At 61.5% G+C, this 18,134-nt stretch carries 18 protein-coding genes; 12 read left to right on the forward strand and 6 right to left on the reverse strand.

The window, feature by feature from the left end:
* Positions 1–100: 100 nt before the first annotated feature.
* The 10 genes from nuoG (at position 101) to ACIPOO_RS01665 (ending at position 11,330) form a co-directional block, all read left to right on the forward strand.
* Positions 101–2,818 (forward strand): NADH-quinone oxidoreductase subunit NuoG, encoded by a 2,718-nt coding sequence (nuoG, locus tag ACIPOO_RS01620; RefSeq protein ID WP_400603964.1) that lies wholly within the window; start codon positions 101–103, stop codon positions 2,816–2,818.
* Positions 2,815–3,804, forward strand: coding sequence for an NADH-quinone oxidoreductase subunit NuoH (gene nuoH / locus ACIPOO_RS01625; RefSeq protein ID WP_274135651.1), 990 nt, complete (start codon positions 2,815–2,817; stop codon positions 3,802–3,804). The genes nuoG and nuoH overlap by 4 nt, the downstream gene beginning before the upstream one ends.
* Before the next feature lie 11 nt (positions 3,805–3,815).
* Positions 3,816–4,364 carry an NADH-quinone oxidoreductase subunit NuoI gene (nuoI, locus tag ACIPOO_RS01630; protein WP_062380730.1) on the forward strand — a complete coding sequence of 183 codons (549 nt, stop codon included), beginning with the start codon at positions 3,816–3,818 and terminating at the stop codon, positions 4,362–4,364.
* 9 nt (positions 4,365–4,373) lie between these two features.
* Positions 4,374–4,874, forward strand: a complete 501-nt coding sequence (gene nuoJ, locus ACIPOO_RS01635; RefSeq protein WP_274135652.1) for an NADH-quinone oxidoreductase subunit J — start codon at positions 4,374–4,376, stop codon at positions 4,872–4,874.
* 4 nt (positions 4,875–4,878) lie between these two features.
* Positions 4,879–5,190, forward strand: a complete 312-nt coding sequence (nuoK, locus tag ACIPOO_RS01640) for an NADH-quinone oxidoreductase subunit NuoK (protein ID WP_037008802.1) — start codon at positions 4,879–4,881, stop codon at positions 5,188–5,190.
* A complete protein-coding gene (gene nuoL, locus ACIPOO_RS01645; RefSeq protein ID WP_274135653.1) occupies positions 5,187–7,034 on the forward strand; it encodes an NADH-quinone oxidoreductase subunit L in 1,848 nt (615 codons plus the stop codon). The genes nuoK and nuoL overlap by 4 nt, the downstream gene beginning before the upstream one ends.
* A gap of 52 nt (positions 7,035–7,086) precedes the next feature.
* A complete protein-coding gene (nuoM, locus tag ACIPOO_RS01650; protein WP_274135654.1) occupies positions 7,087–8,619 on the forward strand; it encodes an NADH-quinone oxidoreductase subunit M in 1,533 nt (510 codons plus the stop codon).
* A gap of 7 nt (positions 8,620–8,626) precedes the next feature.
* The gene (gene nuoN / locus ACIPOO_RS01655) at positions 8,627–10,084 is read left to right on the forward strand and encodes an NADH-quinone oxidoreductase subunit NuoN (RefSeq protein ID WP_400603969.1); all 1,458 of its coding nucleotides are present in this window, start codon (positions 8,627–8,629) and stop codon (positions 10,082–10,084) included.
* 249 nt (positions 10,085–10,333) lie between these two features.
* On the forward strand, positions 10,334–10,612 hold the full coding sequence (locus ACIPOO_RS01660; RefSeq protein ID WP_400603971.1) for a hypothetical protein: 279 nt from the start codon (positions 10,334–10,336) through the stop codon (positions 10,610–10,612).
* A complete protein-coding gene (locus ACIPOO_RS01665) occupies positions 10,599–11,330 on the forward strand; it encodes a zeta toxin family protein (protein ID WP_400603973.1) in 732 nt (243 codons plus the stop codon). Before ACIPOO_RS01660 ends, ACIPOO_RS01665 begins: the two co-directional genes overlap by 14 nt.
* A gap of 29 nt (positions 11,331–11,359) precedes the next feature.
* Here ACIPOO_RS01665 and ACIPOO_RS01670 read toward each other — a convergent pair whose 3' ends face one another.
* The 5 genes from ACIPOO_RS01670 to ACIPOO_RS01690 form a co-directional block, all read right to left on the reverse strand.
* Complete coding sequence (locus ACIPOO_RS01670; RefSeq protein WP_400603975.1) at positions 11,360–12,424, reverse strand: AI-2E family transporter; 1,065 nt, start codon at positions 12,422–12,424, stop codon at positions 11,360–11,362.
* A 109-nt stretch (positions 12,425–12,533) separates the two neighbouring features.
* Positions 12,534–13,871, reverse strand: a complete 1,338-nt coding sequence (locus ACIPOO_RS01675) for a sensor histidine kinase (protein ID WP_400603977.1) — start codon at positions 13,869–13,871, stop codon at positions 12,534–12,536.
* Positions 13,868–14,536 (reverse strand): response regulator transcription factor, encoded by a 669-nt coding sequence (locus tag ACIPOO_RS01680; protein WP_400603979.1) that lies wholly within the window; start codon positions 14,534–14,536, stop codon positions 13,868–13,870. Before ACIPOO_RS01680 ends, ACIPOO_RS01675 begins: the two co-directional genes overlap by 4 nt.
* Positions 14,536–14,865, reverse strand: coding sequence for a PepSY domain-containing protein (locus ACIPOO_RS01685; RefSeq protein WP_274136159.1), 330 nt, complete (start codon positions 14,863–14,865; stop codon positions 14,536–14,538). Before ACIPOO_RS01685 ends, ACIPOO_RS01680 begins: the two co-directional genes overlap by 1 nt.
* Positions 14,865–15,173, reverse strand: a complete 309-nt coding sequence (locus ACIPOO_RS01690; protein ID WP_400603982.1) for a PepSY domain-containing protein — start codon at positions 15,171–15,173, stop codon at positions 14,865–14,867. The genes ACIPOO_RS01685 and ACIPOO_RS01690 overlap by 1 nt, the downstream gene beginning before the upstream one ends.
* 170 nt (positions 15,174–15,343) lie before the next feature.
* On the opposite strand from ACIPOO_RS01690, the gene ACIPOO_RS01695 reads away from it, so the two are divergent.
* Both ACIPOO_RS01695 and queD read left to right on the forward strand, forming a co-directional pair.
* Complete coding sequence (locus ACIPOO_RS01695; protein WP_400603984.1) at positions 15,344–16,426, forward strand: patatin-like phospholipase family protein; 1,083 nt, start codon at positions 15,344–15,346, stop codon at positions 16,424–16,426.
* Between the two features lie 104 nt (positions 16,427–16,530).
* Positions 16,531–16,887: a 6-carboxytetrahydropterin synthase QueD gene (gene queD / locus ACIPOO_RS01700; RefSeq protein WP_274136153.1), complete on the forward strand. Its 357-nt coding sequence runs from the start codon at positions 16,531–16,533 to the stop codon at positions 16,885–16,887.
* A gap of 235 nt (positions 16,888–17,122) precedes the next feature.
* Here queD and ACIPOO_RS01705 read toward each other — a convergent pair whose 3' ends face one another.
* Complete coding sequence (locus ACIPOO_RS01705; RefSeq protein WP_400603986.1) at positions 17,123–18,079, reverse strand: omptin family outer membrane protease; 957 nt, start codon at positions 18,077–18,079, stop codon at positions 17,123–17,125.
* Between the last annotated feature and the right edge of the window lie 55 nt (positions 18,080–18,134).

An 18,134-nucleotide genomic window follows, 5' to 3' on the forward strand; every position in this document is an offset into this window, starting at 1 on the left:
CTTTGCCCCGGTTGCGCCTCACTGGCTGTTTGAACCGTGGCAGCACCGAGATTCCATTAGCCACGCCCGCTGACACCGGGCCAACGAAGACCTTTGAACCATGGCTACTATCCACGTAGACGGCAAAGCGCTCGAAGTCGATGGCGCAGACAACCTGTTACAGGCATGTCTGTCGCTGGGCCTCGACATCCCTTATTTCTGCTGGCATCCAGCCCTTGGCAGTGTTGGCGCCTGTCGCCAGTGCGCGGTCAAGCAGTACACCGACGAGAACGACACCCGTGGTCGTATCGTCATGTCCTGCATGACCCCGGCCACTGACAACACCTGGATTTCCATCGACGACGAAGAATCCAAGGCGTTTCGCGCCAGCGTCGTCGAATGGCTGATGACCAACCACCCGCACGACTGCCCGGTCTGCGAGGAAGGCGGTCACTGCCACCTGCAAGACATGACGGTGATGACCGGCCACAACGAGCGCCGTTATCGCTTCACCAAACGCACCCACCAGAACCAGGAACTGGGGCCGTTCATCGCTCACGAGATGAACCGCTGCATCGCCTGCTACCGTTGCGTGCGTTTCTATAAGGACTACGCCGGCGGCACCGACCTTGGCGTGTTCGGCGCCCACGACAACGTGTACTTCGGTCGCGTTGAAAGCGGCACCCTGGAAAGCGAATTCTCCGGCAACCTCACCGAGGTCTGCCCGACCGGTGTGTTCACCGACAAGACGCACTCCGAGCGCTACAACCGCAAGTGGGACATGCAGTTCTCGCCGAGCATCTGCCACGGCTGCTCCAGCGGCTGCAACATCAGTCCGGGCGAGCGTTATGGCGAGATCCGCCGTATCGAGAACCGCTACAACGGTTCGGTCAACCAGTACTTCCTGTGCGACCGTGGCCGTTTCGGCTATGGCTACGTCAACCGCAAGGACCGTCCGCGCCAGCCACTGCTGGCCAACGGCAACGTCAAGCTGAGCCTGGACGAAGCGCTGGACAAGGCCGCCGACCTGCTGCGCGGTCGCAACATCGTCGGTATCGGCTCGCCACGCGCCAGCCTGGAAAGCAACTTCGCCCTGCGCGAACTGGTCGGTGCCCAGCACTTCTACTCGGGTATCGAAGCCGGTGAGCTGGAGCGTCTGCGCCTGGTGGCCCAGGTCCTGAAAGACAGCCCGCTGCCGATTCCGACACTGCGTGAAATCGAAGAACACGACGCCGTGTTCATCCTCGGCGAAGACGTCACCCAGACGGCCGCGCGCATGGCCCTGGGCCTGCGCCAACTGGTGAAGAACAAAGCCGAAGACATGGCCGCTGCGATGAAAGTCCAGCCATGGCTCGACGCTGCCGTGAAAAACATCGGTCAGCACGAGATGAACCCGCTGTTCATCGCAAGCCTGGCTGATACCCGCCTGGACGACGTCGCCGAAGAGTGCGTGCACGCCGCTCCCGACGATCTGGCCCGCATCGGTTTCGCCGTGGCCCACGCCATCGACCCGAGCGCGCCTGCCGTTACCGGTCTGGACAGCGAAGCCCTGGAACTGGCTCAGCGCATCGCCGATGCCCTGCTGGCCGCCAAGCGTCCGCTGATCGTCTCCGGTGCCTCGCTGGGCTCCAACGCGCTGATCGAAGCAGCTGCCAACATCGCCAAGGCCCTGAAACTGCGCGACAAGAACGGCTCCCTGAGCCTGATCGTGCCGGAAGCCAACAGCATGGGCCTGACCCTGTTCGGTGGCGATTCGGTGGATGCCGCGCTGCAACAGGTGATCTCGGGCCAGGCCGACGCCATCGTCGTACTGGAAAACGATCTGTTCACCCGTGTCGATGCCGCCACCGTCGAGGCTGCGCTGAACGCCGCCAAAGTGGTGATCGTCGCCGACCATCAGAAGACCGCCACCACTGACCGCGCCGACCTGATCCTGCCAGCGGCCAGCTTCGCTGAAGGCGATGGCACACTGGTCAGCCAGGAAGGCCGCGCCCAGCGTTTCTTCCAGGTCTACGATCCAACCTACCTGGACAGCAGCATCCTGGTTCACGAAGGCTGGCGCTGGCTGCATGCCCTGCGCGCGACCCTGCTGAACAAGCCGGTGGACTGGACGCAACTGGACCACGTCACCGAAGCCTGCGCAGCAAGCAACGCGCAACTGGCCGGCATCGTCGGTGCTGCGCCTTCGGCCAGCTTCCGCATCAAGGGCCTGAAACTGGCTCGCGAGCCACTGCGTTACAGCGGCCGGACCGCCATGCGCGCCAACATCAGCGTACACGAGCCGCGTACCTCCCAGGACCTGGACTCGGCGTTCTCGTTCTCGATGGAAGGCTACTCGGGGTCCGCCGAACCGCGCTCCCAGGTGCCATTCGCCTGGTCGCCGGGCTGGAACTCGCCGCAAGCGTGGAACAAGTTCCAGGACGAAGTCGGTGGTCACCTGCGTGCTGGCGATCCGGGCGTACGCCTGATCGAAAGCAGCGGCGACAAGCTGAGCTGGTTCGCAGGCGTGCCTCGCGCCTTCTCCCCTGCCCAGGGCACCTGGCAGGTCGTGCCGTTCTTCCACCTGTTCGGCAGCGAGGAAAACTCCTCCAAAGCCGCGCCGGTGCAGGAGCGTATCCCTGAAGCCTACGTCGCACTGGCCAAGTCCGAAGCGGACCGCCTGGGCGTCAACGACGGTGCCATGCTCAGCCTCAACGTTGCCGGCCAGACCCTGCGTCTGCCGCTGCGCATCAACGAAGAGCTGGGCGCAGGTCTGGTGGCACTGCCATCGGGTCTGGCCGGCATTCCTCCGGCGCTGGCCGGGAAAACCGTTGAGGGTCTGCAGGAGGCAGCACAATGACGTGGTTTACCCCTGAAGTGATCGACTCGATCATCGCGGTCCTCAAGGCCATCGTGGTGCTGCTCGCCGTGGTGGTCTGCGGCGCCTTGCTCAGCTTCGTCGAACGTCGTCTGCTGGGCTGGTGGCAGGACCGTTACGGTCCTAACCGCGTCGGCCCGTTCGGTATGTTCCAGATCGCAGCCGACATGCTGAAGATGTTCTTCAAGGAAGACTGGAACCCGCCGTTCGTTGACCGGATGATCTTCACCTTGGCGCCCGTCGTTGCGATGAGCGCCCTGCTGATCGCGTTCTCGATCATCCCGATCACCCAGACCTGGGTGGTCGCGGACCTGAACATCGGCCTGCTGTTCTTCTTCGCCATGGCGGGTCTCTCGGTCTACGCGGTGCTGTTCGCTGGCTGGTCGTCGAACAACAAGTACGCCCTCCTGGGCAGCTTGCGTGCCTCGGCACAGACCGTCTCGTACGAAGTGTTCCTGGGCCTGTCCCTGATGGGCATCATCGTGCAGGTCGGCTCGTTCAACATGGGCGACATCGTTCAGTACCAGGCTGACCATCTGTGGTTCATCATTCCGCAGTTCTTCGGCTTCTGTACCTTCTTCATCGCAGGCGTGGCCGTGACTCACCGTCACCCCTTCGACCAGCCGGAAGCGGAACAGGAACTGGCCGACGGTTACCACATTGAATACGCCGGCATGAAATGGGGCATGTTCTTCGTCGGTGAATACATCGGCATCATCCTGATCTCGGCGCTGCTGGTAACGCTGTTCTTCGGTGGCTGGCACGGTCCGTTCAACATCCTGCCGCAACTGTCGTTCATGTGGTTCGTTCTGAAAACCGCGTTCTTCATCATGCTGTTCATCCTGCTGCGCGCTTCTATCCCGCGTCCGCGTTATGACCAGGTGATGGATTTCAGCTGGAAGTTCTGCCTGCCACTGACCCTGATCAATTTGCTGGTGACCGCTGCGGTCGTCCTGGCGGCTCAGTGAGGATTTGACCCATGTTCAAATATATTGGCGACATCGTTAAGGGTACGGGTACCCAGCTACGCAGCCTGATCATGGTCTTCGGCCATGGCTTCCGTAAGCGTGACACCCTGCAATATCCGGAAGAAGCGGTTTACCTGCCGCCACGCTACCGCGGTCGTATCGTGCTGACGCGCGACCCCGACGGCGAAGAGCGCTGCGTGGCCTGCAACCTGTGCGCCGTGGCCTGCCCGGTCGGCTGTATCTCGCTGCAGAAAGCCGAGACCGAAGACGGTCGCTGGTATCCGGACTTCTTCCGCATCAACTTCTCGCGTTGCATCTTCTGCGGTCTCTGTGAAGAAGCCTGCCCGACCACCGCGATCCAGCTCACGCCGGACTTCGAGATGGCCGAGTTCAAGCGTCAGGATCTGGTGTACGAGAAGGAAGATCTGCTGATCTCCGGTCCCGGCAAGAACCCTGACTACAACTTCTACCGCGTTGCGGGTATGGCCATCGCTGGCAAGCCGAAAGGCGCTGCACAGAACGAAGCCGAGCCGATCAACGTCAAGAGCTTGCTGCCTTAAGGAAGAAAGATGGAATTCGCTTTCTATTTCGCATCCGGCATCGCTGTTGTGTCCACCTTCCGGGTGATCACCAACACGAACCCGGTGCACGCCCTGCTCTACCTGATCATTTCGCTGATCGCCGTGGCCATGACCTTCTTCAGCCTCGGCGCACCGTTCGCCGGTGCCCTGGAAGTGATCGCCTACGCTGGCGCCATCATGGTGCTGTTCGTGTTCGTGGTGATGATGCTGAACCTGGGCCCGGCCTCGGTTCAGCAGGAACGCGCCTGGCTCAAGCCCGGTATCTGGCTCGGCCCGATCCTGCTGGGCGGCCTGCTGCTGGCCGAACTGCTGTATGTGCTGTTCGCCGACTCCACCGGTGCCGGCATCGGCCACACCACCGTGGACGCCAAGGCCGTGGGCGTCAGCCTGTTCGGCCCTTACCTGCTGGTTGTCGAACTCGCGTCGATGCTGCTGCTCGCTGCAGCCGTGACCGCGTTCCACGTCGGCCGCAACGAGGCGAAGGAGTAATCACATGAACTCAGCTATTCCTCTGGAACATGGCCTGGCGGTTGCCGGGATCCTGTTCTGCCTCGGCCTGGCGGGCCTGTTGGTACGCCGCAACATTCTGTTCGTGTTGATGAGCCTGGAAGTGATGATGAACGCAGCCGCACTGGCTTTCGTCGTGGCGGGTAGCCGCTGGGCGCAGCCTGACGGCCAGATCATGTTCATCCTGGTGATCAGCCTTGCCGCAGCCGAGGCCAGTATTGGCCTTGCGATCCTGCTGCAACTGTATCGCCGCTTCCACACTCTCGATATCGACGCTGCCAGCGAGATGCGCGGATGAACCTACTCTTTCTGACTTTCGTATTCCCCCTGATCGGCTTCCTGCTGCTGTCGTTTTCACGCGGCAAGTGGTCGGAAAACCTGTCCGCCCTGGTCGGCGTCGGCTCCATTGGCCTGTCGGCCATCGTCGCTGCCTATGTGATCTGGCAATTCAACGTCTCGCCGCCCGAAGGCGGTCACCTGACCATGGTGCTGTGGCGCTGGATGTCGGTTGACGGCTTCGACCCCAACTTCGCCCTGTATGTCGATGGCCTGTCCATCACCATGCTCGGCGTCGTGGTCGGCGTTGGCTTCCTGATCCACCTGTTCGCGTCGTGGTACATGCGCGGTGAGGACGGTTACTCGCGATTCTTCGCGTACACCAACCTGTTCATCGCCAGCATGTTGTTCCTGATCCTGGGCGACAACCTGCTGTTCATCTACTTCGGTTGGGAAGGCGTGGGCCTGTGCTCGTACCTGTTGATCGGTTTCTACTACAGCAACCGCAACAACGGTAACGCGGCACTCAAAGCCTTCATCGTGACCCGCATCGGCGACGTGTTCATGGCCATCGGCCTGTTCATCCTGTTCCAGCAACTGGGCACGCTGAACATTCAGGAACTGCTGGTACGTGCGCCACAGCACTTCAAGGTCGGCGATTTCTGGATCGTGCTGGCGACCCTGATGCTGCTGGGCGGTGCGGTCGGTAAATCCGCGCAACTGCCGCTGCAGACCTGGCTGGCGGACGCGATGGCCGGTCCTACCCCGGTTTCGGCACTGATCCACGCCGCAACCATGGTGACCGCGGGCGTCTACCTGATCGCCCGTACCCACGGCCTGTTCGCCCTGGCGCCGGACATCCTGCACCTGGTCGGCATCGTCGGCGGTGTGACCCTGGTGCTGGCCGGTTTCGCAGCCCTGGTTCAGACCGACATCAAGCGTATCCTCGCCTACTCGACCATGAGCCAGATCGGCTACATGTTCCTGGCGTTGGGTGTGGGTGCATGGGAAGGCGCGATCTTCCACCTGATGACCCACGCCTTCTTCAAGGCCCTGCTGTTCCTTGCTTCGGGTGCGGTGATCGTTGCCTGCCACCACGAGCAGAACATCTTCAAGATGGGCGGCCTGTGGAAGAAACTGCCACTGGCCTACACCAGCTTCATCGTCGGCGGCGCGGCCCTAGCGGCATTGCCTCTGGTTACTGCGGGCTTCTACTCCAAGGACGAGATCCTCTGGGAAGCCTTCGCCAGCGGCCATCAGTACCTGCTGTACGCAGGTCTGGTCGGTGCCTTCATGACTTCGCTGTACACCTTCCGCCTGATCTTCATCGCCTTCCACGGCGAAGCGAAGACCGAAGCTCACGCCGGCCACGGGATTTCCCACTGGCTGCCGCTGAGCGTGCTGATCGTGCTGTCGACCTTCATCGGTGCCTGGATTCATCCGCCACTGGCCGGCGTACTGCCGGAAAGTGCCGGTCACGCAGGTGGCGAAGCCAAGCACAGCCTGGAAATCGCCTCGGGCGCCATCGCCCTGGCCGGTATCCTGCTGGCAGCCCTGCTGTTCCTGGGCAAGCGTCGTCTAGTGACGGCCATCGCCAACAGCGGTCCGGGTCGCTTCCTGTCCGCCTGGTGGTTCGCGGCATGGGGCTTCGACTGGGTTTACGACGTGCTGTTCGTCAAACCTTACCTGGCTATCAGCCGCATCCTGCGTGGCGACCCGCTCGACCACACGATCGGTCTGATCCCGCGTCTGGCCAAAGCCGGTAACGGCCTGATGAGCCGTACTGAAAATGGTCAGCTGCGCTGGTATGCCGCTTCTATCGCCGCAGGTGCCGTACTGGTGCTTGGCGCGATTGTGCTGGTCTGATGAGTCGATCTGACATGAACCTTGCGACTTTGCGAAAGGAATTGAGCCCGTCATGATTCTGCCTTGGCTAATCCTGATCCCCTTCATCGGCGGCCTTCTGTGCTGGCAAGGTGAGCGCTTCGGCCCTACCCTGCCGCGCTGGATTGCGCTGGCGACGATGTCCCTGCTGACTGCTCTGGCCCTATGGCTGTGGAGCATCGGTACTTATAGCTACGCTCCGGCTCCCGGCGCGGACCCGACCTGGGCCCTGGAATTCAAGGCCCAGTGGATCCAGCGCTTCGGCATCAGCGTGCATCTGGCACTCGACGGCCTGTCGTTGCTGATGATCCTGCTGACCGGCCTTTTGGGTGTGCTGTCGGTACTCTGCTCGTGGAAAGAGATCCAGCGTAACGTCGGCTTCTTCCACCTGAACCTGATGTGGATCCTGGGCGGTGTCGTTGGCGTGTTCCTGGCCATCGACCTGTTCATGTTCTTCTTCTTCTGGGAAATGATGCTGGTGCCGATGTTCTTCCTCATCGCGCTCTGGGGTCACAGCTCGGCAGATGGCAAGAAGACTCGTATCTACGCCGCGACCAAGTTCTTCATCTTCACTCAGGCCAGCGGTCTGATCATGTTGGTGGCGATCCTGGGCCTGGTGCTGGTGCACTTCAACCAGACTGGCGTCATCACCTTCGGCTACGCCGATCTGCTGAAGACCAAGCTGGCCCCTGGCACCGAGTACATCCTGATGCTGGGCTTCTTCATCGCCTTCGCGGTGAAGCTGCCGATCGTGCCGCTGCACTCCTGGCTGCCTGACGCTCACGCCCAGGCGCCGACCGCAGGTTCCGTGGATCTGGCAGGTATCCTGCTCAAGACCGCTGCCTATGGTCTGCTGCGCTTTGCCCTGCCGCTGTTCCCCAACGCTTCGGCGGAGTTCGCGCCCATCGCCATGGTGCTGGGCCTGATCGGTATCTTCTACGGTGCCTTCCTGGCTTTCGCCCAGACCGACATCAAGCGCCTGATCGCCTTCTCCAGCGTCTCGCACATGGGCTTCGTGCTGATCGGTATCTACTCCGGCAGCCAGCAGGCCCTGCAAGGTGTCGTGGTACAGATGCTGGCCCACGGTCTGTCGGCTGCTGCGCTCTTTATCCTCAGCGGCCAGCTGTACGAGCGCCTGCACACCCGTGACATGCGCGAAATGGGCGGCCTGTGGAACAAGATCGCTTACCTGCCGGCCATCAGCCTGTTCTTCGCGGCTGCGTCGCTGGGCCTGCCAGGCACCGGCAACTTCGTCGGCGAGTTCCTGATCCTGATCGGCACCTTCGTCAGCGCGCCGTGGATCACCGCCATCGCTACCTCTGGCCTGGTGTTCGGTTCGGTCTACTCGCTGATCATGATCCACCGCGCCTACTTCGGCCCTGCAAAGACCGAAGAGATCCTCAAAGGCATGGATGGACGGGAATTGATCATGGTGCTGGGCCTGGCCGTGTTGCTGGTTCTGCTGGGTGTCTACCCGCAACCGGTACTGGACACTTCCTCGGCGACCATGCATGGCGTGCAGCAATGGCTCGGCACTGCCTTCACTCAACTCGCTTCGGCCCGGTAAGAGCGCTATGGACCTGACGATTCAACACTTTATTGCGCTTGCGCCGCTGCTGATTACCAGCATCACCGTCGTGGTGGTGATGCTGGGCATCGCGTGGCGTCGCAACCACTCGCAATCGTTCCTGCTGACCGTGGCAGGACTCAACCTGGCTCTGCTGTCGATCTACCCGGCCTACAAGGTCGCGCCACTGGTGGTCACCCCACTGCTGCAGATCGACAGCTTCGCCTGCCTGTACATGGGCATCATCCTGGTCTCGACCCTGGCCTGCGTCACCCTGGCTCACGCCTACATGGGTGAAGGCAAGGCCGGTTACCCGGGCAACCGCGAAGAGCTGTACCTGCTGATCCTGATGGCCGCCGCCGGTGGCCTGGTGCTGGTCGCCGCGCAACATCTGGCGGGCCTGTTCATCGGTCTGGAACTGCTCTCGGTGCCGGTCTACGGCCTGGTGGCGTACGCCTTCTTCAACAAGCGTTCGCTGGAAGCCGGTATCAAGTACATGGTGCTGTCGGCTGCAGGTTCCGCGTTCCTGCTGTTCGGCATGGCGCTGCTGTACGCCGATGCAGGCAGCCTGAGCTTCAGCGAGATCGGCAAGGCCATCGCGGCCACCGGCATGCCGAGCAGCATGGCAAGCCTGGGTCTGGGCATGATGCTGATCGGCCTGGGCTTCAAGCTGTCGCTGGTGCCGTTCCACCTGTGGACGCCGGACGTGTACGAAGGCGCCCCTGCCCCGGTGGCGGCATTCCTGGCCACCGCCAGCAAGGTCGCGGTGTTCGGAGTGCTGGTCCGCCTGTTCCAGATCTCGCCTGCGGCTACCAGCGGCGTGCTGACCGATGTCATGTCGGTGATCGCCGTGGCATCGATCCTGATCGGTAACCTGCTGGCCCTGACCCAGACCAACCTCAAGCGTCTGCTGGGTTACTCGTCCATTGCCCACTTCGGTTACCTGATGATCGCGATGGTCGCCAGCAAAGGCCTGGCAGTCGAAGCCATCAGCGTTTACCTGGTGACTTACGTGCTGACCAGCCTGGGCGCGTTCGGCGTGATCACGCTGATGTCCTCGCCGTACAGCGGCCGCGACGCCGACGCGATGTTCGAATACCGCGGTCTGTTCTGGCGCCGTCCGTACCTGACCGCCGTCCTGACCGTGATGATGCTGTCCCTGGCCGGTATCCCGCTGACCACCGGCTTCATCGGCAAGTTCTACATCATCGCCACCGGCGTCGAGGCTCACCTGTGGTGGCTGACCGGCTCGCTGGTCATCGGTAGCGCCATCGGCGTGTTCTACTACCTGCGTGTGATGGTGACCCTGTACCTGCAGGACTCCAAGATCCAGCGCCACGATGCCCCGTTCAACTGGGCACAGCGTGCAGGCGGTGTGATGCTGCTGGCGATCACCCTGCTGGCGTTCTTCCTGGGCGTCTACCCGCAACCGATGCTGACCCTGGTGCAACACGCCGGGCTGTAATGGTCGGATGAAGTACAAAAAACCCTGCTCTCGAGCAGGGTTTTTTTATGGGTGCCGCGCAGAACCTCCCCGTAGCAGTCCGGCTTGCCGGCGTCGGCGATCCCGAAGGCGCCCCCGCCGGCACGGCGTCGGAGTCGAGGGAGCGATCAATTGAGTGGCAGAGTATTGCGGATGCCTTCTTTAACCATCGGGTTGGCGCTATCATGGATTCCAACGCTGCCCAGCCTGGAAGCTTTCCCGGAGATGCAAATGAGTGTGAAGGCGAAGAAGGTTTCAGATTCAGAAGTAGACGACCTTGAGCGTCTGGTCCCGGATCGCGCCATGGACGCGACGCTGTCTGCCTATTTCCGAGCCGTATCCATGACCCAGTCAGGCGTTCTGCGCACCGATGCAGGCAATCTGGTTCGCGTGGCCCGTGACGGCAGCAAGACCGTTGTAGCCAAGGCCAAGCCGCGCCGTAAGGTCACGGTGGGAGAAGTGATTACCGTCCGGCGGGTCGGAGCCCAAGCTGCGAGTGATCGTGCCTAGGCTTCGAGTTTTTGCAGGTCCGAACGGATCAGGCAAAAGCACCATCAAAGGCGAGTTATCACCCGCCTTGATCAAAACTTATGTAAACGCCGATGAGCTCGAGAAAGAGGCAAAAGCTACCGGGTTCATCGACCTGTCAGCGTTCGGCATCGACATCACATTACCTGAGCTGCTGGCGTTTCATGCCGAACACCACTTGCTCATCAAGAAGGGAATGACCGGACAGGCCGAGCGCATTAGCCTGGCGGGCACCAGGGTTGACTACCGCAGTGTCATGGTCGACTCCTACTTCGCATCCGTTATTTCCGATCTGATCCGCCAACGCCTCATCGACAGGGAGATGAGCTTCACCTTCGAGACGGTGATGTCTCATCCCAGCAAAGTGGAAATCATGAAAGAGGCTCAGGCTCGGGGCTACCGAACCTACCTGTATTTCGTCTCCACGGAAGACCCCGAAATCAATGTGGACCGGGTGGCCATTCGAGTACAGGAAGGCGGTCACCCGGTTGATCCATCCGCAGTTCGTGACAGATACATCCGATCGTTGGGCCTGTTGTCAGAAGCGGTATCAGCGAGCAACCGGGCGTATATCTTCGACAACTCCGGTGACAGAGCTGTATTGCTCGCAGAAGTCACGGATGGCACCCAGCTCGAATACAGAACGGAAGAAATCCCGGACTGGTTCTTTGAAGCCTATGTGGACAAAGTGGATCACTGAACCTGACGCCTTATGAGTCTGTAAGTGACCTACCCCGGCAAATTCACCTTCTGCTTGTCGCTGGTAAACAATCCCCACGTCGACATGAACAACGCCGCGATCATCGGGCCGATCACGAAGCCGTTCAGGCCGAAGATCGCCATGCCGCCCAGGGTCGAGATCAGGATCAGGTAATCGGGCATGCGGGTGTCCTTGCCCACCAGGATGGGCCTGAGCACGTTGTCTACCAGGCCGATCACGAATACGCCGAACAGCCCCAGCACAATCCCCTGCCAATACATCCCGCTGAGCAGGAAGTACGCCGCCACCGGCGCCCAGACGATCCCCGCCCCCACCGCTGGCAACAGCGACAGAAATGCCATGAGCACCGCCCATAGCAGCGAACTCGGGATGTCCAGCACCCAGAAGATCAGCCCGCCCAGCGCGCCCTGGGTGATGGCGACTACCACGTTGCCCTTGACCGTCGCCCGCACCACGCGAGTGAACTTGAGTTGCAGGCGGCGTTTCTGTGGTTCGGCGAGGGGGATAGCGATGCGGATTCGGCGGGTCAGCTCCTGGCCGTCACGCAGGAAGAAAAACAGCAGGTACAGCATGATGAAGAAACTCACCACGAAATCGAAAGTACCTTGGCCGAAGCTGAACGCCTGGGTCGCCAGGTACTGGCTGCCCTGCATCGCCGCCTTGGAAATCTTGTCTTGCAGGCCCTTGAAGTCGCCCATGCCCAGACGATCGAGCCAGTGCTGCATCGATGCTGGAAGCAACGCCTTGAATTCAGCCAGGTATTTAGGGATGTCCAGTTGGCCGCTTTCGACATTCTTGTACAGCGCCGCGCCCTCCTGAACCATCAGCGTGCTGATGACGATCACCGGCAGGATGGCGATCACCAGGCACACCCCCAGGGTGCACAGCGAGGTGACGTTGCGCTTCCAGCCCAGGCGCATCAGCAGCCGGCGTTGCAGCGGCGCGAAGATCACGCCCAGCACCACGGCCCAGAACACAGCGCCGTAGAACGGCAGCAGAATCCAGATGAACGCCAGGGTGACCACTATCAGCAGCAACATCAGGGTCTTGTTTTGTAGCGCGGTTTCGTTCATGTCTCTTCCATGTCATTGAGCCGCGCTGAATCGGCGGCCTAATGATTAGTCAGCCCGCCGCGACAGGAGTGCCCTGTGTAAGGCGCGCGAAACAGCCCATGGAAGCGCTTCAGACTGGGGATTGAGACAGGGCCTGGCGCTCGGGCAGATCGATGCGCACCTGCAAGCCGCCCAGCGGGCTTTCCAGCAGTTGGATCCGGCCACCCCAGGACTCGACGATGTCCTTGACGATGCCGAGTCCCAGGCCATGCCCGGTCACCTGTTCATCCAGGCGATTGCCGCGCCCCAGCACATCCTCGCGTCGCTCGACGGGAATACCCGGACCGTCATCGTCGATCAGCAGACAGAAGCCGTTCTCCTCCTGAGTGATGCACAGGCAGACGCTGCTGTCGGCCCACTTGCAGGCGTTGTCCAGCAGGTTGCCCAGCATCTCGAGAATGTCTTCCCGATCCCAGGGCAGGACCAGCCCCGGCGTGACGTGATTGTTCAGCTCCAGGTGTTCGCCGTGCACCATGCGCAAGGTCGAGAACAAACCCGTCAACTCGACATCAGCCTCGAAACGCCCCCCCGGCAAGGCATCGCCCGAAAGACGAGCGCGGTTGAGTTCGCGTTCCAGCCGCTGCTGAATGTGTGTCAGTTGCTCACGCAGCGTGGCGCGCAGTTGCGGGTGGGCTTGAAGCTTCTGACCTTCGGCCAGACTCAACAGTACGGCCAGCGGTGTCTTGAGGGCATGCCCCAGATTGCCCAACGCGTTGCGTGAGCGCTTGAGGCTGTCCTCGGTGTGGGCCAGCAGGTGGTTGATCTGCGCCACCAGCGGCTCAAGTTCAAGGGGCACCTGTTCGTCGAGCTGGGATCGCTGGCCCTGTTGCAGTTGCTGAATCTGCTCGCGGGCCGTATCCAGCGGGCGCAGAGCACGGCGCACGGTCATTCGCTGGAGCACCAGAATCAGGATCAGTCCCGCCAGGCCCAGGGCCAGGCCGATTCGCTGAACCAGCGCAAAACTCGCCTTCACCGGCGAGTAATCCTGGGCGACAGTAATGGAAATCTTCTGGCCGAACTTGCGGTACTCGCTGTGCAGCACCAGCAGCGACTGCCTGCTCTTCTCAAGCTTCAGGTCGGCATGCAGGCCAGGCTGCTCGGGCTGTGGCAGTTCAAGATCCCACAGCGAGCGCGAACGCCAGTGGCCGCCGTCGAAGTCGATGCGAAAGTAGTGACCCGAATACGGCCGCTGATAGCCCGGCGACAGGCGATGCTCGTCCAGTTGCAGACCGTTGGGCCCTCGAACGATAGCCACCAGCAGCAGTTCGCTGTCATTGCGCAGGCCGGATTCGAGGTAGCGTTGCAGGCCGACCTCAAACAGCCACAGGCTGATCTGCGCCAGCACCAGGCCGATGATGAGCAGCACGCTGACAAGGCCCAGGCTCAGGCGCCGCTGGATGGATCTCACCCCCCTGCCCCGCCGAACCGGTAGCCCTGGCCGCGCCGGGTCTCGACGACGCCGCGCCCAAGCTTGCGGCGCAGATGGTTGACGTGGACTTCGATGACGTTGGAGTCGCGTTCGTTTTCGCCGTCGTACAGATGCTCGGCCAAATGGCTCTTGGAGAGGATCTGTTCAGGGTGCAGCATGAAGTAGCGCAGCAGGCGGAACTCGGCGGCGGTGAGCTGAATCTCTTCGCCCTCGCGGGTGACGCACTGTCGACCTTCGTCCAGGTGAAGGCCGGCAGACTCCAGCGTCGGCTGATTGGCAAGGCCACGGGCGCGGCGCAGCAACGCCTGGATACGCAATTGCAGTTCTTCGGGGTGAAAGGGTTTGGTCAGGTAATCATCGGCACCGGCCTTGAGGCCTTCGATGCGCTCGGCCCAGGAACCCCGGGCGGTGAGGATCAGCACCGGCGTCGACAGGCCCCCGGCGCGCCACTTCTGCAGCACCTCAAGCCCCGGGACGCCGGGCAGACCGAGGTCCAGCACGATCAGGTCATAGGGCTCGCTAGCCCCCTGGTGAATCGCGTCGCGGCCATCGGCGAGCCAGTCAACCGCGTACCCCTGCCGGTTCAGAGTGCCGACCAGCTCATCGGCCAGGGGTACGTTGTCTTCAACCAATAGCAGACGCATCAATCATCTTCCTTGTCTTCCAGCAAGCGGCTGTCACGGGCATCGAATTTCAATTCGCGAACCACGTGATCCACCGTCAACAGCTCGATCTCGTAGACCAGCCGATCATGTTTCTCTTCCAGCTCCGCCTCCAGCAACCTGGAGCCGGGATAGCGTCCCAGTGCCTGTTCGATGAACTGCTCCAGCGGCAGGATCACGCCCTTGCGCCGAAGCTCCAGCGCCTGGTCCTGATTCAGGTCCCGCGCCGTGCAGACGGCCGAAGCCAGGACCACGCAGCTTGCGAGCACGCAATAAACGAGGCACTCGGCGGGACGCTTACTGGCGATCATCACTTGTCCTGATGATCCTTGAGTACCTGGCCGCTGACAGCGTCAACTTCGACATCCCATTCGACACCCTGGGCGTCGCGCAGGTCGACCTGATAAACGTACTTGCCATAGTGCTCTTCCAGCTCGGTGTCGGTAATGGTGGCATTGGGGTGTTTGGCCAGCGCCGCAGCATTGAGTTTCTCGAAAGACTGAATAGTACCTGCATCGCGCAGCTTGAGCGCCTGATCCGGGCCAAGATCCTTGGCTTGAACGTAACCGGCGGTGACGGCGAGGGCAGCAGCAGTGAAAAAGGCAGTAAAGGTCTTCATGGTGTTTCTCCGTTTTGGGTTCAGCGTGTTTACGGAATTCACGATAAACATCCGAACTTAATTGAAGCTGAATTCTCTGGCCACCTGCCATCACCCTGGTCAGGGATCTGGTTCGCCCTTGAGCACTGACCAGTGGATATAATCAACGCCTGCTCAACCACGGAGTACACATGAGCGCGATTCAGATCAAATCCCGCGCACTGACGATCAAGGCCGGCAAACGCGCCATGGCGCGGATTCGCGACCGAGGCCTCGCGCCAGCGGACGTTGCCATCATTCCCGGCGCCGCAGGCGGCCCCAAGGCACTGGGGATTCAGGGCCTGGACCTGGCGCTGTTCGGCGAATGGCTGCCACGGGCCCCGCGCGAGCGTTCGCTGATCGGTGCGTCCATCGGTTCCTGGCGGTTTGCCAGCGCCTGCCTGCCCGACCCTGTGCAAGGCATCGAGCGGCTGGGCAAGCTCTACAACGAGCAGAGCTTCGCCAAGGGCGTGACCATGGCTGAGGTCAGCAGCAGTTCCGTGAAGATGCTCGACGACCTGCTTGAGGGCCGCGATGCCAGTGTGTTGAGCAACCCCTATTACCGGCTCAACATCATGATCGTGAAGAGCCACGGGCTGCTGGCGCTGGATCATCGCGGCGGCCTGGGGCTGGGCCTGGGCTCGGTGATCGCCAACAACCTGCTGGGGCGCGCGCGTTTGTCCCGGCACTTCGAACGCCTGATCATGCACGATGCCCGCCTGGCGCCACCACTGTCGGCCCTGACGGACTTCCCGTCGCGCTGCCTGCCTCTGGACGTCGGCAATCTGCGCCAGGCGTTGCTGGCCTCGGGTTCGATTCCCATGGTGATGCAGGGCGTGATGGACATTCCCGGTGCAGGGCCCGGGACCTTCCGCGACGGCGGCCTGCTGGACTATCACCTGGACCTGCCCTACAGCGGCAGCGACATCGTGCTCTACCCGCATTTCACCGACAAAATCATCCCCGGCTGGTTCGACAAGACCCTGCCGTGGCGCCGTGGGGACCTGGACCGCCTGCAGGATGTGGTGCTGCTGGCACCCTCTGCCGATTATCTGTCGACCCTGCCCTTCGGCAAACTGCCAGACCGCAGCGACTTCAAGCGCTTCGTGGGCAAGGACCCGGAGCGCCAGCGTTACTGGCGCACCGCGATGGAACAGAGCCGCAGGCTGGGTGATGAATTCATCGACCTGGTGGACAGCGGCAAGCTTTCGGAGCGAATGGACGCACTGATCTAACCAGGCGGTCAGGTTTTGCCTGCCCCTGGACAAACCTTTGCTGGTAAACTCGTCGGCTGCATCTATCGCCCTGGCGATCGCCACTTTTCAAGGCTCTTACTACCGTGGAAATCTTCAAAGAATTTACGTTCGAATCCGCCCACCGCCTTCCTCACGTTCCTGAGGGCCACAAGTGCGGCCGACTGCATGGTCACTCCTTCCGGGTAGCGATCTACCTGCAGGGCGAGCCGGATCCGCATACTGGCTGGATCCGCGACTTCTCGGAAATCAAGACCATCTTCAAGCCGCTGTACGAGCGTCTTGACCACAACTACCTCAACGACATTCCAGGCCTGGAAAACCCGACCAGCGAAGTGCTGGTGAAGTGGATCTGGAACGAGCTCAAGCCTTTGTTGCCTGAATTGTCGGCCATTCGCATCCACGAGACCTGCACCAGCGGTTGCGTGTATCGCGGCGAGTGATGTTCAAAAAACCACCTTCGGGTGGTTTTTCGTTTATTGGCTGTGGTGCCCTCCAGATCGCCCCCGCCGGCACATGCTCCGCACCGGTCTTTGTAGGAGCGCGCTTGCCCGCGAATGCGCCGGACCAGACGCCTCAGAGGTGCCTGACCCACCGCCATCGCGGGCAAGCGCGCTCCTACGGATCCGTGTTGAACGGTGATTCTCGATACACCCACAACTCCCTGGAGAACCCTGCCTAGAACCGATAATCCACCGCCAGGCTGGACAACACCGTCCTGCTCGCCTGTGATCCTGACTTGCCGCCGAAGTGGTAGCTCTGGCCGCTCTCCAGATCCGTATACCGCGTACTGCCCTTGGCCTCAGCATGCACCTGATAATCGACACCCGCCTTCACCGCAAGCTGCGGACTGACCTGATAAGACGCACCCAGCGCCAGGCTCTGCATCTGGCCGGTGTTGCCGTTGTTCCCGGCAACGGTCAGGCTGCGCATGTGGTGCGTATCGAATGACCGGGCCTTGACCCACTGGCTGTACTTGAACCGCCCTTCGAGGGTCCAGGCCCGGTAGTTGTAGATGCCGACCAGCCCGATATAAGGCGTGTCGTAGGTCTGTTGATAACTGACGCCTTTCTCGCCCCGTGGAAACTCCCCGGTCGAGTCCCGGAAATCGTACTCTGAATAGACGTAACGACCACCGCGAGCCTGCCAGCCTAGTTGCGTGCGCTGATAACCCAGCATCACCCCTACTGCCAGATCATCGCGCTTCAACGCCCAGGCGGTGGCTGCCACTTCTGCTTGCCAGGCCTTCTGTACGCGGGTGTTGGGGTGATCGGAATAGTCGCTCCAACTCTCGCCTTCATCGCCCGACCAGTCATAGTCCTTCATGTGCCCGTCGCCCTTGGTGATCTGGGTCCAGCCCCGGGCTTCGAGGGACAGCCAGTCCAGCGGATCATAAGTCAGCCCCAGGTGCAGTGTGGGAATCTGCTTGAGGTCCCAGTTCAACTGGCTGATTTTCTTGCCGTCATCAGTGTCGTACACCTTCTCCTGTGCCTGGCCACTGAGCAGACCCAACCCCAGGCTGACTGCCACCTGACCCAGTTGAAAGCCCTGTTCCTCAGTCACCTTCGCGTCGGCGGCTGCATCCTGCACCAGCAGCGCAAGGCCCATTACCGCCAGCGTTCTACATCCGTTCATCAGCCACTCCGCACCGTTTCAAAGAGGGTGTAAAGAATGAACGCGCACGCAGGAT

This window comes from Pseudomonas sp. NPDC090201 (genome assembly GCF_044746825.1).
GTDB classification, from domain to species: domain Bacteria; phylum Pseudomonadota; class Gammaproteobacteria; order Pseudomonadales; family Pseudomonadaceae; genus Aquipseudomonas; species Aquipseudomonas putida_AD.